The sequence below is a fragment of the Sphingopyxis sp. YR583 genome, from assembly GCF_900108295.1.
Taxonomy (GTDB): Bacteria; Pseudomonadota; Alphaproteobacteria; order Sphingomonadales; family Sphingomonadaceae; genus Sphingopyxis.
In genome coordinates, this window is record NZ_FNWK01000002.1 from 564,118 (window position 1) to 581,106 (window position 16,989).

Consider the following 16,989-nt stretch of genomic DNA (forward strand, 5'->3'; position numbering starts at 1 on the left):
AATTCCGCTTTGTTCCACTATCGTTCTCAATATGTCCGGAATTGGCATCATGGAGAACGAACGATGTTGACCGCGAAGCAGCATGAACTGCTCCACTTCATCCAGGAACGCCTTGATTCGAGCGGCATTTCGCCGTCGTTCGAGGAGATGAAGGAAGCGCTTGGTCTCAAATCGAAATCGGGCATACACCGGCTGATAAGCGCCTTGGAAGAAAGAGGTTTTCTCCGCCGCCTGCCCAACCGGGCCCGCGCGCTCGAGGTTCTCAAGGTGCCCGAGGCTGTGAAGCCCGCGGTGCGTGAGCGTAGCGACAATGTGGTTCCGCTCCGCAAGCCCGCCCCGGCGCTCAAGCCGATCGCCGCGAACGACGTCATCGAGATCCCGCTCCACGGCAAGATCGCGGCGGGCGTCCCGATCGAGGCCTTCGAGGATCACAATAATCTGGCCGTTCCCGCCGCACTGCTCGGCTCGGGCGAACATTATGCGCTCGAAATCTCCGGCGACTCGATGGTCGAAGCGGGGATTTTCGACGGCGATTATGCTCTGATCCAGAAAGCGAGCACCGCGCGCGAAGGCGACATCGTCGTCGCGCTCGTCGACGGGCAGGACGCGACGCTCAAATATTTTCGCCGCGAAGGGCAGATGATCCGTCTCGACCCCGCGAACAGCGCCTATGAGCCGCAGCGCTACCCCGCCGATCGCGTCATCGTGCAGGGTCGTCTGTCGGGATTGCTTCGTCGTTACCACTAAGCTGCTGCGGCAGCCGCCAGGGATGCCCGTCGCCCGCCTTGAGCGTGGCGACGGCCTTGGGCGTTTCACCGAGGTAGAGCGCTAGGCCGCCGCTGGCCGCAAGGCTGTCGCGATCGATCGTCATCCAGCGCCCGGCGCACTCGCGCGGTAACCAGCGATCGCTGATCACGACATCAGCCGCCGCGCAGGCGGCCGCCATATCGGCGCCCTCGATCCGGTCGCGCCCGCGCGATGCAAGAATGACATATTGCGCTCTGCCCCGCCCCTGCTTCCAGCGGCAGAAATCGCGATTGCATTCGACATGGCCGAGACCTGCCAACGCCGCCAGCGGCATGTCGGTCCCCGCCGCTTCCGCCATCGTATCGCGGATATAGTCGCCCGCCCGGTCGCGCAGCAACGCGTAGCTGCCATCGGGCAGCGCCGCGGCGATGTGGCGGCCATCGCCGGTGACGAGCAGGTCGGGGCGCGGCTGAAAAAGCAATGTTGCCGCGCCGATCGCCAGCGGAACGAACCCTGCATGGCGCCAGCGCGTTTGCCAAAGCAATATCCACAGCCCGCCGAAAACCGCGAGGCCAAAACCCCATGGAGGAAAGCTCGGCAGCGTTGCCACCGCACCTGGTGCGTCGGCGACGGCATGTGCGAGCCACAACAGGAGCCGCAACGCCTGTTCGGTGATCCACCAGAAGGGCGCCCCCGCCCCGATCGTATCAAACAGGAGCGCCAGCGCCTCGAACGGCATGATGACAAAGGTTGTGAGCGGAATCGCGACCACATTGGCGAGCGCGCCGTAGAGACCCGCCTTGTGGAAATGGAACAGCGCGATCGGCGCCAGCGCCACTTCGACAATCAGCCCGGTAATCAGCAGCCCGGCGACGCCGCGCCCCAGCCGAAACAGCCACGTCTCATCGCGCCGTGCGAGAAACGCTCGCATCGGCCGACTCTCGTGCAATGCGATGATAGCGGTGACGGCGGCGAAGCTCAGTTGGAAACTCGGTCCCGCGAGCGACTCGGGGCGCCAGACGAGGGCGATCAACGCACCGGCGGCGACGAGCCGCAGCGTCAGCGCCTCACGCCCCATAAGGAACGCGACGAGGACAAGCAGGGCGGCGATAAATGAGCGCAGCGTCGGCACCTCGGCACCCGCGAGCAATGTGTATCCGCCACCCGCCAGTGCCCCTGCGGCGGCGGCAAGCGACAGGACATAGCCCGCGAGCGCGAGCCGCCGGTTCAGCGCCAGCAGCCGCAGCGTCAGGAACATCGCAAATCCGACGACGGCGGTCACATGCAGCCCGCTGATCGACAGGAGATGCGCCAATCCGCTCCGCCGCATCGCCTCCTCGTCGGCTTCGCTGATCGCGCCGCGGTCGCCCGTGACCAGCGCGGCGGCGATTCCCCCGGGCGAGCCTTCTATCCGATCGTGAATATGCGCGCTGAGCCGCGCGCGCAGTGGCGGCGTCGCGCCCCTTTGCGCTGGTGCCCGGGAAATATCGCCGAGCACCGTCCCGACCGCCCCGATCCGGTCGAACCATGCCCGCTGGGCAAAATCATACCCCCCCGGCAGGCTTGCCGTAGGCGGCGGCATCAATCGCGCGCGGACGCCGATCGTTTCGCCATCGGTGAGGTCAGCGGCCTGTTCGCTGCGCAACGTCAACCGCACCCGCGGCGGCAGATCGCTGCGCTGCTGGGGCAGAGCGAGAATGCGAATCTGTCCCTTGGCCGGCAAGGGCTCGGCGCGCTCGACGATTGCGGAAAACTCGGTCACCACGGGCGCCGCGAGCACCGGCGCCGCGACCCATATGGCGCGCGCCCAGATCAACAACACGCCCGCCGCCATAACGCCGCATCCCACGACGACCATCCGCCCGGAGCGGTTGTTCCAGCCGATCAGCGCGCCTGCGCACATGCCGCCCGCCATTAGCAGAAGGAACCCGATCCAATGCGTCTCGGCAGGTAAGGCGAACCAGGCGGCGATGCCGGCGCCCAGCGCAACGGGCAACCAGAGCCCGATCCGCTCGCGCTCCGCCTCGAGCCGAGCTTCGAGCGCGGGACCGATCCGATGCAGGATAGTTGCCCAGCGAGCCGCAATGGGCGTTTGAAGCAGCCTTGTCGCCATGCTAGGGGCTCCCCCGATCCCCGCCCAGAGGGCGGCAAATTGAGTGAAAGAGGCCGGAGTGGCAACCGAAAACGAGACCAAAGTGGCAGAAGCGATCTCCGAAGCGACCGGCGCCGATGTCGTCACGCGCTTTGCGCCATCGCCGACCGGCTATCTGCATATCGGCGGCGCGCGCACTGCCCTGTTTAACTGGCTGTTTGCCCGCCACCACGGCGGCAAATTCCTGCTTCGCATCGAGGATACCGACCGCGCGCGCTCGACCGATGCCGCAATCGACGCGATTATCGACGGGATGCAGTGGCTCGATTTGGACTGGGACGGCGAGACCGTGTTCCAGTTCGCCCGTGCGCCCCGCCATGCCGAGGTCGCGCACGACCTGCTCGCAAAGGGTGAAGCCTATCGCTGTTATCTGACGCAGGACGAACTCGCCGCGATGCGCGCAGAGGCGCAGGAAAAGCGCCTGCCTTTCCGCGTCCGCAGCCCTTGGCGCGACCGTAACGACGGCGATCCGTCGATCCCGCATGTCATCCGGCTGCGCGCGCCGCAGGAGGGCGCGGTGACCATTGCCGACAAGGTTCAGGGCGAAGTCACCGTCCAGAACGCCGAACTCGACGATTTCGTCCTGCTGCGCAGCGACGGGACGCCGACCTATATGCTGAGCGTCGTCGTCGACGACAATGACATGGGCGTCACGCATGTGATCCGCGGCGACGACCATCTGAACAATGCTTTCCGCCAGCTAGCGCTCATCCGCTCGATGAACTGGCGCGAACCGGTTTACGCGCATGTGCCGCTGATCCACGGCGCCGACGGCGCGAAGCTGTCGAAGCGCCACGGCGCGCTCGGCGTCGACGCCTATCGCGACGCAATGGGTTATCTCCCCGAGGCGGTGAACAATTACCTCCTGCGCCTTGGCTGGGGTCATGGTGATGATGAGATCATCAGCCGTGCGCAGGCGACCGAGTGGTTCGACCTCGACCATGTCGGTCGCTCGCCCTCGCGCTTCGACTTCAAGAAACTGGAAAATCTGAACGGCCATTATCTGCGCGAAGCCGACGACGCCCGGCTCGCCGGTCTGATCGCGCCGCGGGTCGAGAAACTCGTCGGCCGCACTCTCGACGGCGCCGACCGCGACCTGCTGACGCGCGCGATGGAATCGCTGAAACCGCGTGCCAAGACGCTCGACGAAATCGCCGATGGCGCGATCTTCCTGTTCCAGCCGGACCCGTTGCCGGTGGACGAAAAGGCGGGCGAGGTGCTGAAGGCCGCGCCCGAAGGCCTGCTTGCTGCCGTGACGGAGCGACTGCGCGGGCTGAACGATTGGACGACAGAAGAGCTGGATGCCGCCGTGCGTGCCGAAGCCGAAGCCGCCGAACTGGGGCTGGGCAAATTGGCGCAACCGCTACGCGCAGCACTAACCGGCCGAACCGTTTCCCCGGGAATTTTCGACGTGCTGCTGTTGCTCGGACGCGAAGTAAGTCTGGCGCGACTTGACGCAGCGCAACATTATCCGGCAGGGGCGTAGCCACTCTCTCTCCCCGCCGTCAGTACAGGGAAAAAATATATGACCGACACCGCGAAAATCACGCTGGGCGACAAGACCGTCGACAGCCCTGTCCTGTCGGGCACCGTTGGCCCGGACGTCGTCGACATCCGCAAATTCTACGCGCAAACTGGCGCTTTCACTTACGACCCCGGCTTCACTTCGACCGCGAGCTGCGAATCGCAGATCACCTATATCGACGGCGATGAAGGCGTCCTGCTGCACCGCGGTTATGCGATCGGCGACCTCGCCGAACATTCGAGCTTCATGGAAACCTGCTACTTGCTGCTGAACGGCGAGCTGCCGAACGCGCAGGAACTGTCCGATTTCGACAATACGATCACGCGTCACACGATGCTGCACGAACAGCTCGCGACCTTCTATCGCGGCTTCCGCCGTGATGCGCACCCGATGGCCGTCATGTGCGGCGTCGTCGGCGCACTCAGCGCTTTCTATCACGATTCGACCGAGATCCACGATCCGCACCAGCGGATGATCGCCAGCCACCGCCTGATCGCGAAAATGCCGACGATCGCCGCGATGGCCTATAAATATTCGGTCGGCCAGCCGTTCGTCTACCCCGACAACAAGCTGAGCTACACCGGCAATTTCCTGCGCATGACCTTCGGCGTTCCCGCCGAGGAATATGAGGTCGTTCCCGCCGTCGAGCGCGCTCTCGATCGCATCTTCATCCTGCACGCCGATCACGAGCAGAATGCGTCGACCTCGACCGTTCGCCTCGCGGGTTCGTCGGGTGCCAATCCCTTTGCATGCATCGCGGCGGGCATCGCCTGCCTTTGGGGTCCGGCGCATGGCGGCGCGAACGAAGCCGCGCTCAACATGCTGCGCGAAATCGGCCGTCCGGAACGCATCCCCGAATATATCGCGCGCGCCAAGGACAAGGACGATCCGTTCCGCCTGATGGGCTTCGGTCACCGCGTCTACAAAAACTATGACCCGCGCGCGACGGTCATGCAGAAGACGGTGCGCGAAGTGTTCGACGCGCTGAAGGTCAACGACCCGGTCTTCGAAGTCGCGCTGCAGCTTGAGGAAATGGCACTCAACGACCCCTATTTCGTCGAGAAGAAGCTGTTCCCGAACGTCGATTTCTATTCGGGTGTCATCCTGTCGGCGATCGGTTTCCCGACGACGATGTTCACCGCGCTCTTCGCGCTCGCCCGCACCGTCGGCTGGGTCGCGCAGTGGAACGAAATGATCTCGGATCCCGCGCAGAAGATCGGCCGCCCGCGCCAGCTCTACACCGGCCCGACGCATCGTCCGTTTGTTCCGGTCGACAAGCGCTAAGCGCCCGATATCTGGAAATTCGCAGCGGCGGTGCAGGGAACTGCGCCGCCGTTTCGATTCGAGCCCTTCGGTTCAGGCCTCGCGCGCCGGCAGGCTCAGCGTGAAGCGCGCGCCCTGCCCCGGCGCGCTGTCGACGGTGAGGTCGCCGTCCATCGCCCGCGCCAGGCGGCGCGCGATGTAAAGGCCGAGCCCCGACCCGCCGCTATCGGTGCGGCCGAGGCGCTCGAATTTCTCGAACACCACCGCCTGCTGGTCGGCGTCGATCCCCTGCCCCTGATCGGCCACCGTCACCATTGCGCGATCGCCCTCGCGATCAACGCGAATCCAGATTTGCGAATTTTCGGGCGAATAGCGGATCGCATTGCCGAGCAGGTTGAGCAGAACTTGCAAAACGCGGCGAAACTCACCCGTGGCAGGTGCCTTGTCGTCGGTGCGCGGTGCATCGATGCGAATGCCCTTTTCCTCGGCCTTCATGCCAAGCAGGCCGACGGCACGGCGCGCAAGATCGCCAAGGTCGATCTCGTCGCGCGCGGTCTTGAAGCCGGGGCGCTCGATATTCTGCAGATCGGCCAGATCGTCGACGAGGCCGAGCAGGTGACGTCCGGCGTGCGCAATATCGCCCGCATAGCGCGCATAGTCGGCGCGGATAGGGCCGTCGAACTGGCCCGAGATCGTCTCGGCGGTCGCGATGATGCGGCTGAGCGGCCCGCGCAGCGCGCCGTCGATACGGCGGCCGAACTGCGGATCGGACAGCGGCAGCGACCCGAACGCCGGATCAACCAGCGCGGCGGCGGCCTTCGGTTCGGCAGCGACTTCGCCCTCGGCCACGATCGCAAGCCCGCGAAATCCGGTAAAATGCCCCGTCGCGTCGAACAGTGCTTCGCCCGACAAATTCATCGCCATGCCCGCCACTTGAACGCGCTGGCCCTCGAAGCGCGATTGCCGTGCCAGCGCGCGCAGCACGGGAAAGCGTCCATCCTCGTCGGGCTGCAACTCGAACAATTCCGACAGCGAACGCCCTTCCCAGCCTTCCGGTATGGCGGGCGCGTCGAGGGCCGCACGCAACGCGACCAGCCGGAGCTGGGGGTCGCATTCCCATGTCCAGCTTTGTGGCACGGCGGCGGCATCGGCGATCGCCGGCACTTGCGGCAGCGTCACCGGGCGCGTGCGCCAGTCGCTGATCTCGAGATTCGCGCCGTCGGCATCGGGCACGATGCGGATGAGCGCATGGATGTCGCTATGATCGTCAGCGGCGTAGAGAGGTCGGCTGATATCGCGGTGAAGACGCTGCGCGAGCGCGACGAGCCGCGCGAGATGCGGCAGTGCGAGCGGCTTGTCGAGCCCGGAGCCCGCACGTTGCTGCAGACGGAGCAACGGCGCATCGGCGCTGATCAAGGCCCCCGCCCGATCGACCCGCCCCCGGATGATGCGTTCGCTCATCGCGCCGCTTCTCCAGAACTTGCGATCGCACGCGCGGGCAGCATCGCCAGAGAGGCTTCGAGCGGTGCGATCGCTGCATGGTCGAGGCGCAGCGGCGCGAGGAGCGACGGCAGCGCGGCACTCTCGGCCGTCAGCAGCGTCATCGCCATATCGTCATAGGTAGAGCCGTTCGCCGATGCGGCGAGCGCGATCACCATCGGCCAATTGTGCCGCGCAATCGCCGCAGCCGCGGCGTCGGGCCGTGCCGTGCCCAGAATTTCGGAATAGACCCGCCCCGCGTGCGTCATGCCGGTTTCACTGGCCTGCTGCTCGGTCGCGTCACGCACGGCATCGCCCAGCCGGGCAGCACGGCGTTTGTCGCCGCTCAGTTCGGCCAGCCGCCAGGCGGCGATATCTAGCAACAAGGCGCGAAAAATATCGCGATCCACGTCGGCGAGCGCCAGCGCGGGATTGCCAAGCGCATCGAAGCGGCGGCGGTCGGCGATCTGAAGCGCAAGGTAGGCACGGCCGACCTCCGTCAAGGGCGCACCGACCGTGGGAGCTTCGCCATTCGCTGCGTCGGGCTCGGACAGGATCGGCGGCGGGCTGGTGCGCAGCGCCGATTGTTCGCGCCAGCGATGCTCCTCGGCACGAGCGAAGCAGATGCCCGCAAGGCGTGTCGCGCAGGGCAATCCGCCGCGCAGCCATTCCTCCCACAAGCTGCCGGGATCTATTGCGGGATCGAGCCGCGCCGCGACATCGACAACCAGCCGCCGCGCAATGCCCAGCGACAGCGCGCGCTGCTCCTCGGTCAGTCGTCCGGCAGCCGGCGCGGCCAGATAACCCGCCAGCTCGCGCAGGCGCGCCGACAGCGTCGGCGACGGCGTGTCGATGCCGGGAGGGGAGACGGATTCACTCATGCGCATCCGCCAATAACAGCATAGCGTTAATAGGCGTTAAACCTTCAAGCGCATAAGTTTCAACGCGTTTCCGGGCGCCGCGCGAGCCGCAGCCAGAGCAATATCTGGAACAGGGCAAGGAGCGGAAGGATCGCAAACATGAGGGGTGCGAAACCGAAAAGCAGGGCGGGTGCGAGCAATATCCACGCCTGATCGGCATCGGGCAGCAGCCAGTGGAACCGCCGACGCTCGCCCGAATCCTCGTAAAGTGCGCGTGCGAGCAGGATCGTTGCGGCAAGGCATGGCGCCAGCGCCGCTTCCGAAAATGGCGGCATCCGATGCCCGGGGCCCGCAAGCGACAAAAGCCACGGAAAGAGCGCGAGAAGCACCCAGGCGAAAGTGCGGATGATGTCGCGCGTGCGGTCCTGCGCCGCACTTTCCGCGCGGAAGGCCGAAAGAAAGCGCATCGCCGCGAGCCCCAGCCCGCCAAGGGTGGCGACCAGCGCCCCGGCGGCGGCAAGCCCGCTCGCTGCCAAGAGCGCCACGATCACCCATAGCAGCGCCGTGACATAGGGCAGATATCTCGCGGTCGTCGGCGATTTTACAAGCAGCGGCCCCGCCAGCCGGATCAGCGGCATCATGATCGCCGAACGACCGAAGCCCATGCCGCCATATTCGACCTGCTGCAGGCTCGATTGCTCGATCAGCGCCGCCGTCGGACGGTCGGTGACGATCGCAATCTCGCCCTGCTCGAACAATGCGGGTTCGCAATAGAGCCGCCGCGCGCCCGATTGCACCGCGAGCCGCAGCAGCGTGAGCATCATGTCCCATTCGCCCGGCATCGCCGCAAGCTCGGCGGCCATCGGCTGCGAGATCGAGGCGAGCCCGCCCCATCGCCGCGTCGCGTCGATCCTCTCGAACCCCTGCGTCAGCATCGTGTCGCCGGTGACGAGGATCGCGGGCGACCCCGGTTTGGCGATCGCCGCATAATGTGTGCCGCCTGCCCGCAACCCGTCGGCGACGAGGATGATACGATCGTCGGCTTCGACCAGCGGTACCAGATCGCTCGCCTCACGCACCGGCGTAACCTTGATGCCGCGACGGCGAATGCGGTCGCAGGTCGCGAGCAGTTCGGCGGGGACCGCCGCGACCGCAACGGCAATATGCGTCACCCCGACATCTGCAAGCCGCGCCGCCTGCCGCTCGATCAGCGTCTCGCCCGCCACGGTGACGAGCGCGCGCAGCGACCCGTCGGGCAGCGTTTCGCTGGCGCCGACCAGCGCAATCAGCGCCATCGGCGCCGTCGGGTTTCAGCAGCGGTCATCGATGCGCAGCTTTAGGGCCGGTGAAGCGATTGGCAAGCCCCCGCAAGGGCGCGCGGTGACGTCACGCCTTCACCCGATTTTTCAGCGCTTTCCCGGCCATTTTCGTACGCAAAAAAAAGCCCGGAAAAGGACCGAATCGCTGGCCTTTGCCACCGCCATCGGCTAGGCAGAATCCATCTCCCGATAAGCAGAAAAAAGGCCGGGTCTTGACCGAAGAAAATACGTCTATGCCGCCGTCGGACGATGGCGTTTCGTCGATCAACATCGTCGACGAAATGAAGACTTCATACCTCGATTACGCGATGAGCGTGATCGTCAGCCGCGCGCTTCCGGACGTGCGCGACGGGCTGAAACCGGTGCACCGCCGCATCCTCTATTCGGCGTTCGAAAGCGGATATGTCGCCGGGCGCCCCTATCGCAAGTCGGCGCGCATCGTCGGCGACGTCATGGGTAAATATCACCCGCACGGCGACAGCTCGATTTACGAGGCCCTCGCGCGCATGACGCAGGACTGGTCGATGAGCGTCCCGCTTGTCGACGGTCAGGGCAATTTCGGTTCGATGGACCCCGACCCGCCGGCGGCGATGCGTTACACGGAATCGCGCCTCGCAAAGGTCGCGAACACGCTGCTCGGCGATCTCGACAAGGATACCGTCGACTTCCAGCCGAACTATGACGGCTCGGAATCCGAACCGACCGTTCTTCCTGCGCGCTACCCCAACCTGCTCGTCAATGGCGCCGGGGGCATCGCGGTCGGCATGGCGACCAACATTCCGCCGCACAACCTCGGCGAAGTGATCAACGCGACGCTCGCGACGATCGACAATCCCGAAATCACCCTCGACGATTTAATGGCGATCATTCCCGGCCCCGATTTCCCGACCGGCGCGATGATGCTGGGTCAGGGCGGCGCCCGCAACGCCTATGCCACGGGCCGCGGCTCGATCATGATGCGCTCGACCCATGTGATCGAAGAGGGCCGAAACGACCGGCAATCGATTGTTTTAACGTCGATTCCTTTCCAGGTCGGCAAGTCGGGCCTGGTCGAGAAGATCGCCGAAGCCGCCCGCGATAAGCGCATCGAAGGCGTCGCCGACATCCGCGACGAATCGAACCGTGAGGGCGTCCGCGTCGTCATCGAACTGAAGCGTGACGCGACCGCCGAGGTCGTGCTCAACCAGCTCTGGCGCCATACCCCGGCGCAGTCGAGCTTCCCCGCCAACATGCTCGCGATCCGCGGCGGCCGCCCCGAAATGATGGGTCTGAAGACGATCCTCGAGGCATTCATCGCCTTCCGCGAGGAAGTGATCACCCGCCGCTGCAAGTTCGAACTGGCCAAGGCACGCGACCGCGCGCACATCTTGCTCGGTCTCGTCGTCGCGGTCAGCAATCTCGACGAAGTCGTCCGCATCATCCGCGGTTCGTCGAGCCCGGCGGCGGCGCGCGACGCGCTGCTCGCCCGCGAATGGCCGATCGGCGACATCGCCCCCTATATTCGCCTCGTCGAAGCCATCGACGGCGAGATGGACGAGAGCTCGAGCTATCGCCTGTCCGAAGTTCAAGTGAAGGCGATCCTCGACCTCCGCCTGCACCGCCTGACCGCGCTCGGACGCGACGATATCGGGAATGAACTCAAGGAGCTGGCGAGCGAAATTGAGGGATTGCTTGAAATCCTAGCCGACCGCGAGAAACTCTATCTCGTGATGCGCGAAGAGCTGATTGCGGTGCGCGACGAATTTGCCAAGCCGCGCCGGACCCAGCTCGCCCCCGCCGCCGACGGTATCGACGATGAAGACCTGATCGAGCGCGAGGAGATGGTCGTGACCGTCACCCTCGACGGCTATATCAAGCGCACCCCGCTCGAGACCTTCCGCGCCCAGCGCCGCGGCGGCAAGGGTCGTGCGGGCATGGCGACCAAGGACGAGGATGTCGTCACCAATTTGTTCGTCACCTCGACGCACACGCCGGTGCTCTTCTTCTCGACCGTGGGCAAGGTCTACCGCATGAAGGTGTGGCGCCTGCCCGAGGGCGGGCCCGCGACGCGCGGCCGTCCGATGATCAACCTGCTGCCGCTCGCGCAGGGCGAGACGATCTCGACCGTCTTGCCGCTGCCCGAGGATGAGGGCGAATGGGGCAAGCTGCACGTCATGTTTGCAACCGCAAAGGGCAATGTGCGTCGTAACAGCATGGACGCCTTCACCAACGTGCCCTCGAACGGCAAGATCGCGATGAAATTCGAGGGCGAGGACGAGGATGATCGCCTGATCGGCGTGGCGCTGCTCGACGAAAGCGACGATGTGCTGCTCGCCACCCGCCAGGGCAAGGCGATCCGCTTCGCCGGTGACGACGTCCGCGAGTTCCAGAGCCGCAACTCGACCGGTGTGCGCGGGATGCGCCTCGCCGACGGTGACGAGGTGATCTCGCTCTCGATTCTTCACAAGGTCGGCACGACCAGCGACGAACGCGAAGCCTATCTCCGCGCCGCGCCGTGGAAGGATAATGAGAACGAGCCCACGCTGCCCGCCGACCGCATGGAAGAACTGGCCGCGCGCGAGGAATTCATCCTCACCGTCTGCGCCAACGGCTATGGAAAGCTGTCGTCGGCCTATGAATATCGGCGCACGGGCCGCGGCGGTCAGGGGATCACCAACATCGACAATATCGCCCGCAACGGCCTTGTCGTCGCAAGCTTCCCCGCCACCAAGGTGCATCAGCTGATGCTCGTCACCGATCAGGCGAAACTGATCCGCATGGGCCTCGATTCGATGCGCGTCATCGGTCGCGGCTCGGCGGGCGTCCGCTTGTTCGACGTCGCCAAGGACGAGCATGTCGTCTCGGCCGCGCTGATCGAGGACAGCGACGAGGAAGAGGTCGAAGCCGCCGAAACCGCAACCGAAGAGCCCGCGAGCGGGGCGCCGTCCGAATGACGATGCCCGCAACGGCCTTCAAGGTGCTCACCGCACAGCAATGGGCCGATTTCGAGCGTGAACGCGTGTTCCGCGGCGCACCGGTGGATATTGCCGACGGCTATATCCACCTGTCGACAGCGGAGCAGCTCGAGACGACGATCGCGAAATATTTCGCCGGCCAAAGCGGGCTGATGATCGCAGAGGTCGACCTTGTCTGCCTCGGCGACAAGGTCCGCTGGGAACCGGCACGCGGCGGCGATCTTTTTCCGCATATCTATGCCGAACTACCGATCCATGCGGTCGTCAGCCTGCAAAGGCGCGACTGACCCCGCACATTCGGCGCGTTGATCGAATGCTCGTCGCCTTTGGTCGCATCTTGCTTCGTCCGAGCAATCTCCCCTACCACCGTCGGACATCGCGACGTCCGCGCTCAGGGGAGATTATCGAATGCGCCGTTTCTTGATTGCCGCCTTGCTGGCTTCCGCCGCGCCGCTCACTGCGCACGCGCATGAGGCGCCCGCCCCCGTCGCGGCATCGAAACCCGTCCCCAAGGAAGAGTTGCTAAAGGCCCCTGCCGACGCGGCGCATTATGTCGTGGTGTCCGAGGCCGGAAAGCATGGCGACCAGTGGCGTTGGCAGCTTCCCGACGGCCGCACCGCCTATCGCTGGTCGCAGGAACTGCGCGGCTGGATCACCGAGATGGATCAGGTGACGGCCTTCGCACCCGACGGCACGATCGCCGCACTGACCGTGCGCGGCGTGACCATGTCGGGCGACGCTGCCGAGGATTATCGGGTCGCGAACGGACGCGCGACCTGGAAGACCGCGACCGATCAGGGCGAAGCACCCGCCAGCGGCTGGTATATCCCCGCCGGCGGCGTCGGCATTGCCAGCGCCCCGCTGATCGACGCGCTCGCGGCGGCGGGTGACGCGGGGATCGATTTCCTGCCCAGCGGCAAGGGTCGCATGACCTTTGGCCCGACGCAGGTTATCCAGGGGCCGACCGGTCCCAAAACCGTCCAGCTTGCCTTCGTCAGCGGCATCCTGCCGTCGCCATATCTCGTCTGGCTGGACGAGAATAAGCGCTATTTCGCCGACATCAGCTTCATCTCGGTCATCCCTGCGGGCTATGAAGGCGCGCTGAGGCAATTGCGCGATGCGCAGGAAAAAGCGACGGCCGAGGCGGTCGCGAGCGTCGCCAAGCGCTTCCTGACCCCCGCCGCCAAGGCCCCCGTCCTGTTCGACAATGTCCGGCTGTTCGACGCCGACAAGGGCGAATTCCAGACCGCACGCGCGGTGCTCGCACAGGATGGCAAGATCACCGCGATCGGCGCCGCCGGATCGCTGAAGGCGCCCGCGGGAACGCAGCGGATCGACGGCAGCGGCAAGACGCTGGTCCCCGGCATCTGGGACAGCCACCTTCATATCGGCGACGATTGGGATGTGCTGTCGAACATGGCGAACGGAATCACCAGCTTCCGCAGCCCGGGCACGACCTTCGACCGCGCGGTCGATGCGACCAAGCGCCGCGCCGACGGCACCCTGCTGATGGGCGAACCCTTCATCTCGGTCATCGTCGACAAGAAGGATCCGCTCGCGGCGCAGGGGTCCGAAGTCGTCAGCAGCGCCGAAGAGGCGATCGCCGCGGTGCGCCGCGTCAAGGACGCCGGCCTGTGGGGTGTTAAATTCTACACCTCGATGAACCCGGCGTGGATCGCCCCCGCTGCCGCCGAAGCGCACAAGCTTGGCCTTCACGTCCACGGCCATGTCCCCGCGGGCATGAAGCCGAGCGAGGCGGTCGCGGCCGGCTATGACGAACTCACCCACCTCAATTTCGTCGTCATGGAATCGATGCCGCGCGAAGTGATCGACAAGGCGAACACGCGGATGCGGATGGAAGGACCAGCGCGCTTCTTCAAGGACGTCGACCTCGACGCGCCGTTGATGAAGGGCTTCGTCGCCGACCTCGCCAAGACAAAAACCATCGTCGATCCGACGATCGTGATCTTCGAAGGCATGCTGACGCAGGACGGCGGCAAGCCCCAGCCCGCCTATGCCCCCTATATGGGCATCATCTCGCCCGTCATCGAACGCTCGGCCTTTACCAGCGCTGGCTATCCGCTCGTCGAGGGGCTGACGCGCGACGATTACCGCAAAAGCTATGCGAAGATGGTCGATCTCGTTGGCCGACTGCACAAGGCGGGCGTGCCGATCGTCGCGGGCACCGACGGCTGGGGCATCGAACTGATCCGCGAGCTCGAAATCTATCGCCAAGCGGGTTTCACCCCTGCCGAGGCGATCCAGAGCGCGACGATCGTCCCCGCGCGCATCGTTGGCGCCGACAAGCGCACCGGATCGATCGCAGTCGGCAAGGAAGCCGACATGGTCCTCGTCGACGGCGACCCCTCGACCGACCTTGGCGCACTACGCCGCGTCGTGACGGTGGTCAGCGACGGCTATGTCATGGACGCCGACGCGCTGCGCAAGGCGGCGGGGTATAGCGGGCGGCCGAAATAAGCCCGTCAGCCGCCGAAATCGGCAACATCGGCGGGGCGCATCGCAACGAAGCGCGCGGGATCCATTCCGCGCGCCGCGAGCGCCGCCGTCAGCCGGTTCGCGGGATCGTCGCGCGCCTCATCGGTCAGTTTGAAGGTGCCCCAATGCATTCCGACGGCCGCCCTGGCGCCGACGTCCTCGAATATCCGGACGGCTTCCCCGGGATCGCAATGCTGCGCCGCCATGAACCAGCGCGGATCATAAGCGCCGATCGGCAGGATCGCGAGATCGATCGCGCCGAAACGCTGCCCGATCGCGCGGAAGATATTTCCGGTGCCATAGCCCGTGTCGCCCGCAAAATAGATGAGCCTTCCGTCCACCTCGACCACGAAACCGCCCCACAGCGCCATGCGACGATCGCGCGGCCCCCGCGACGACCAGTGCAGCGCGGGCACGATATGCGCTTTTGCGCCGGGCGCGATTTCTATCGCGTCGCCCCAGTCGCCGGTTTCGACGCGCGCGGTCGATATGCTGCCGTGGATGATCGCATCGTTACCCAGCGGCGTAACGACCAGCGGATTGTGCCGGGCGTGCAACGTGCGCAGCGATGCCAAGTCCAGATGGTCATAATGATTGTGCGACAGCAGGATGACGTCGATCTGCGGCAAGTCGTCCAGCCGGACGCCGGGCATGGTGACCCGCCGTGGCCCTGCGAAGGACAGGGGACTGGCGCGATCGGACCATACCGGGTCGGTCAGGATATTGAGCCCGCCTGCCTGAATCAGAAGCGTCGCATGACCGACCATTGTCACGCGCAATCCATCCACCCGCGCGTCCGGGATGACCGGCACGACGTCGACCGATGACGGCCAGCGATTGTCGGGTGCCGAGCGGCGCCAACGCAGGAGGTCTCCGAAAGACCGGTCGGTTTCGGGCTCCCCCGCCGGATTGAGAAACCGCGTGCCGTCGAAATGGTCCGATGACGGGCCCTGATAATATCGATTGCGCGTCATGGTCGAAGGCCTGGTCCATTGAAGCTCGGATCAAGCCGATGTGGCCCCTCGCCGCCGCTCCGCAAGAGACATCCGCAAAGCAAAAAGAAGGCGCTGCAGGCGATCGGCAAGGCGCCTACCCTTTCGTCAGCGCCGCGCCTTCCAGGCCCGCACCGCCGCCAGCGTCTTTTCGATATGTGCCTGCGGTTTGCTGTCGGTGTAGCTCAGCAGGATCGTCCCGTTCGGCGCGACGACATAGGATGTCCGGTTCGATAGCGGCTTGCCGTCGGAGCCCTGCATTGTCGCGTCATATTGCGCGGCGACCTTCGCGCCCGGATCGGCGGCGACGGCAAATTTATCGCGACATTCGGAGCGAGAAAATTCGGCGACGCGGTGGATATTCCCCGCCGTCACGCCAACAACGCGCGCACCCAACTGGTTGAACTGGCCATTGGCTTCGGCGAACAGATGCGCTTCCATCGTACAGCCGGGCGTAAAGGCGGCCGGAAAGAAATAGAGCACGACCGGCCCGTTCCGCAGCGTCTGCTTCAGCGACAGGCTGAACTCCTTGCCCGCCTGCGCCGCAGTCAGCGTAAAATCGGGGGCCTTCGTGCCCTGATTGAGCGCGGCGATGCCCTGCACAGACAACACCGAAAGCGGCAGGCCGAGGCCAACCGCCAAAGCGAATTTGGTCAGCATTTTCATAAGCGGCCTCCCCAAAGGGCAGAGAAACCCTCCGCCGAGATATCCACTTTATCGCCATATTCGGCCGCTGCAAACGGCATCTCGCGTCGCACGCTCCGACGGAACGCGCGACGCGAACGCCCAGACCCCGGTCAGCAGCGGCGACCGCCGCGATCAACCTCGCGTCCGATCAGCGCACCAGCAGCGCCACCGATGATCGTGCCGGGCAGGCGATCACCATAGCGATCGACCTCACGGCCGAGCAGCGCGCCCGCCGCGCCGCCGACGATCAAGCCGGTCGTTCCGCTGCCGCGCCGGCAATAATGGCGGCGGTCGCCACGATAATGGTTCCGACGGTAGTCGCGGCGATAATCACGGCGGTAATCGCGCCGATAGTCGCGTCTGTAATCGCGATAATCGCCGCGGTCGCCATAATAGCCGTGACGATGATGCCGGTCGCGCGCATCGGCTTCGACCGGCATCGCGGCAAACGCGCTGGCCCCGATCAGCGCCGTCAGCGCCAGTTTCTTGAGCAGGAACATCTGTCTTCTCCGTCC

13 protein-coding genes are annotated in these 16,989 nt (G+C 65.3%); 6 read left to right on the forward strand and 7 right to left on the reverse strand.

Annotated features, from left to right (window positions below; all coding sequences use genetic code 11):
* Positions 1 to 63: 63 nt before the first annotated feature.
* Positions 64 to 747, forward strand: a complete 684-nt coding sequence (gene lexA / locus BLW56_RS14735) for a transcriptional repressor LexA (RefSeq protein WP_093511416.1) — start codon at positions 64 to 66, stop codon at positions 745 to 747.
* Here lexA and BLW56_RS14740 read toward each other — a convergent pair.
* Complete coding sequence (locus tag BLW56_RS14740) at positions 701 to 2,860, reverse strand: ComEC/Rec2 family competence protein (protein ID WP_093511417.1); 2,160 nt, start codon at positions 2,858 to 2,860, stop codon at positions 701 to 703. The genes lexA and BLW56_RS14740 overlap by 47 nt on opposite strands.
* Positions 2,861 to 2,918: 58 nt before the next feature.
* Between BLW56_RS14740 and gltX the strand changes: the two genes are divergently transcribed.
* Positions 2,919 to 4,385 (forward strand): glutamate--tRNA ligase, encoded by a 1,467-nt coding sequence (gltX, locus tag BLW56_RS14745; RefSeq protein ID WP_093511418.1) that lies wholly within the window; start codon positions 2,919 to 2,921, stop codon positions 4,383 to 4,385.
* A gap of 39 nt (positions 4,386 to 4,424) precedes the next feature.
* The gene (locus BLW56_RS14750; RefSeq protein WP_093511419.1) at positions 4,425 to 5,708 is read left to right on the forward strand and encodes a citrate synthase; all 1,284 of its coding nucleotides are present in this window, start codon (positions 4,425 to 4,427) and stop codon (positions 5,706 to 5,708) included.
* Between the two features lie 72 nt (positions 5,709 to 5,780).
* Here BLW56_RS14750 and BLW56_RS14755 read toward each other — a convergent pair whose 3' ends face one another.
* Genes BLW56_RS14755 through BLW56_RS14765 form a run of 3 tightly spaced genes read right to left on the reverse strand, consistent with a single transcriptional unit; the run spans position 5,781 to position 9,321 of the window.
* Positions 5,781 to 7,148: a sensor histidine kinase gene (locus BLW56_RS14755; protein ID WP_093511420.1), complete on the reverse strand. Its 1,368-nt coding sequence runs from the start codon at positions 7,146 to 7,148 to the stop codon at positions 5,781 to 5,783.
* Positions 7,145 to 8,047, reverse strand: coding sequence for a hypothetical protein (locus tag BLW56_RS14760; protein WP_093511627.1), 903 nt, complete (start codon positions 8,045 to 8,047; stop codon positions 7,145 to 7,147). Before BLW56_RS14760 ends, BLW56_RS14755 begins: the two co-directional genes overlap by 4 nt.
* 59 nt (positions 8,048 to 8,106) lie before the next feature.
* The gene (locus BLW56_RS14765; protein WP_093511421.1) at positions 8,107 to 9,321 is read right to left on the reverse strand and encodes a hypothetical protein; all 1,215 of its coding nucleotides are present in this window, start codon (positions 9,319 to 9,321) and stop codon (positions 8,107 to 8,109) included.
* 257 nt (positions 9,322 to 9,578) lie between these two features.
* Here BLW56_RS14765 and gyrA point away from each other — a divergent pair, with 257 nt between their 5' ends.
* From gyrA to BLW56_RS14780, 3 genes are all read left to right on the forward strand, one after another.
* On the forward strand, positions 9,579 to 12,278 hold the full coding sequence (gene gyrA / locus BLW56_RS14770; RefSeq protein WP_093511628.1) for a DNA gyrase subunit A: 2,700 nt from the start codon (positions 9,579 to 9,581) through the stop codon (positions 12,276 to 12,278).
* A complete protein-coding gene (locus BLW56_RS14775) occupies positions 12,275 to 12,586 on the forward strand; it encodes a DUF952 domain-containing protein (protein ID WP_093511422.1) in 312 nt (103 codons plus the stop codon). The genes gyrA and BLW56_RS14775 overlap by 4 nt, the downstream gene beginning before the upstream one ends.
* 121 nt (positions 12,587 to 12,707) lie before the next feature.
* On the forward strand, positions 12,708 to 14,777 hold the full coding sequence (locus BLW56_RS14780; protein ID WP_093511423.1) for an amidohydrolase family protein: 2,070 nt from the start codon (positions 12,708 to 12,710) through the stop codon (positions 14,775 to 14,777).
* Positions 14,778 to 14,782: 5 nt separating this feature from the next.
* On the opposite strand, the gene BLW56_RS14785 is transcribed toward BLW56_RS14780, so the two are convergent.
* The 3 genes from BLW56_RS14785 to BLW56_RS14795 form a co-directional block, all read right to left on the reverse strand.
* Positions 14,783 to 15,769, reverse strand: a complete 987-nt coding sequence (locus tag BLW56_RS14785) for an MBL fold metallo-hydrolase (protein ID WP_093511424.1) — start codon at positions 15,767 to 15,769, stop codon at positions 14,783 to 14,785.
* Positions 15,770 to 15,895: 126 nt separating this feature from the next.
* Positions 15,896 to 16,453 carry a peroxiredoxin gene (locus BLW56_RS14790; RefSeq protein WP_093511425.1) on the reverse strand — a complete coding sequence of 186 codons (558 nt, stop codon included), beginning with the start codon at positions 16,451 to 16,453 and terminating at the stop codon, positions 15,896 to 15,898.
* 131 nt (positions 16,454 to 16,584) lie between these two features.
* Positions 16,585 to 16,974 carry a glycine zipper 2TM domain-containing protein gene (locus tag BLW56_RS14795; RefSeq protein WP_093511426.1) on the reverse strand — a complete coding sequence of 130 codons (390 nt, stop codon included), beginning with the start codon at positions 16,972 to 16,974 and terminating at the stop codon, positions 16,585 to 16,587.
* Between the last annotated feature and the right edge of the window lie 15 nt (positions 16,975 to 16,989).

Bases quoted from the DNA above. Each gene is read 5' to 3' on its own strand.
- lexA (WP_093511416.1), top strand. From the start codon at position 64: ATGTTGACCGCGAAGCAGCATGAACTGCTCCACTTCATCCAGGAACGC.
- BLW56_RS14740 (WP_093511417.1), bottom strand. From the start codon at position 2,860: ATGGCGACAAGGCTGCTTCAAACGCCCATTGCGGCTCGCTGGGCAACT.
- BLW56_RS14750 (WP_093511419.1), top strand. From the start codon at position 4,425: ATGACCGACACCGCGAAAATCACGCTGGGCGACAAGACCGTCGACAGC.
- BLW56_RS14755 (WP_093511420.1), bottom strand. From the start codon at position 7,148: ATGAGCGAACGCATCATCCGGGGGCGGGTCGATCGGGCGGGGGCCTTG.
- BLW56_RS14760 (WP_093511627.1), bottom strand. From the start codon at position 8,047: ATGAGTGAATCCGTCTCCCCTCCCGGCATCGACACGCCGTCGCCGACG.
- BLW56_RS14765 (WP_093511421.1), bottom strand. From the start codon at position 9,321: ATGGCGCTGATTGCGCTGGTCGGCGCCAGCGAAACGCTGCCCGACGGG.
- gyrA (WP_093511628.1), top strand. From the start codon at position 9,579: ATGCCGCCGTCGGACGATGGCGTTTCGTCGATCAACATCGTCGACGAA.
- BLW56_RS14775 (WP_093511422.1), top strand. From the start codon at position 12,275: ATGACGATGCCCGCAACGGCCTTCAAGGTGCTCACCGCACAGCAATGG.
- BLW56_RS14780 (WP_093511423.1), top strand. From the start codon at position 12,708: ATGCGCCGTTTCTTGATTGCCGCCTTGCTGGCTTCCGCCGCGCCGCTC.
- BLW56_RS14785 (WP_093511424.1), bottom strand. From the start codon at position 15,769: ATGACGCGCAATCGATATTATCAGGGCCCGTCATCGGACCATTTCGAC.
- BLW56_RS14790 (WP_093511425.1), bottom strand. From the start codon at position 16,453: ATGAAAATGCTGACCAAATTCGCTTTGGCGGTTGGCCTCGGCCTGCCG.
- BLW56_RS14795 (WP_093511426.1), bottom strand. From the start codon at position 16,974: ATGTTCCTGCTCAAGAAACTGGCGCTGACGGCGCTGATCGGGGCCAGC.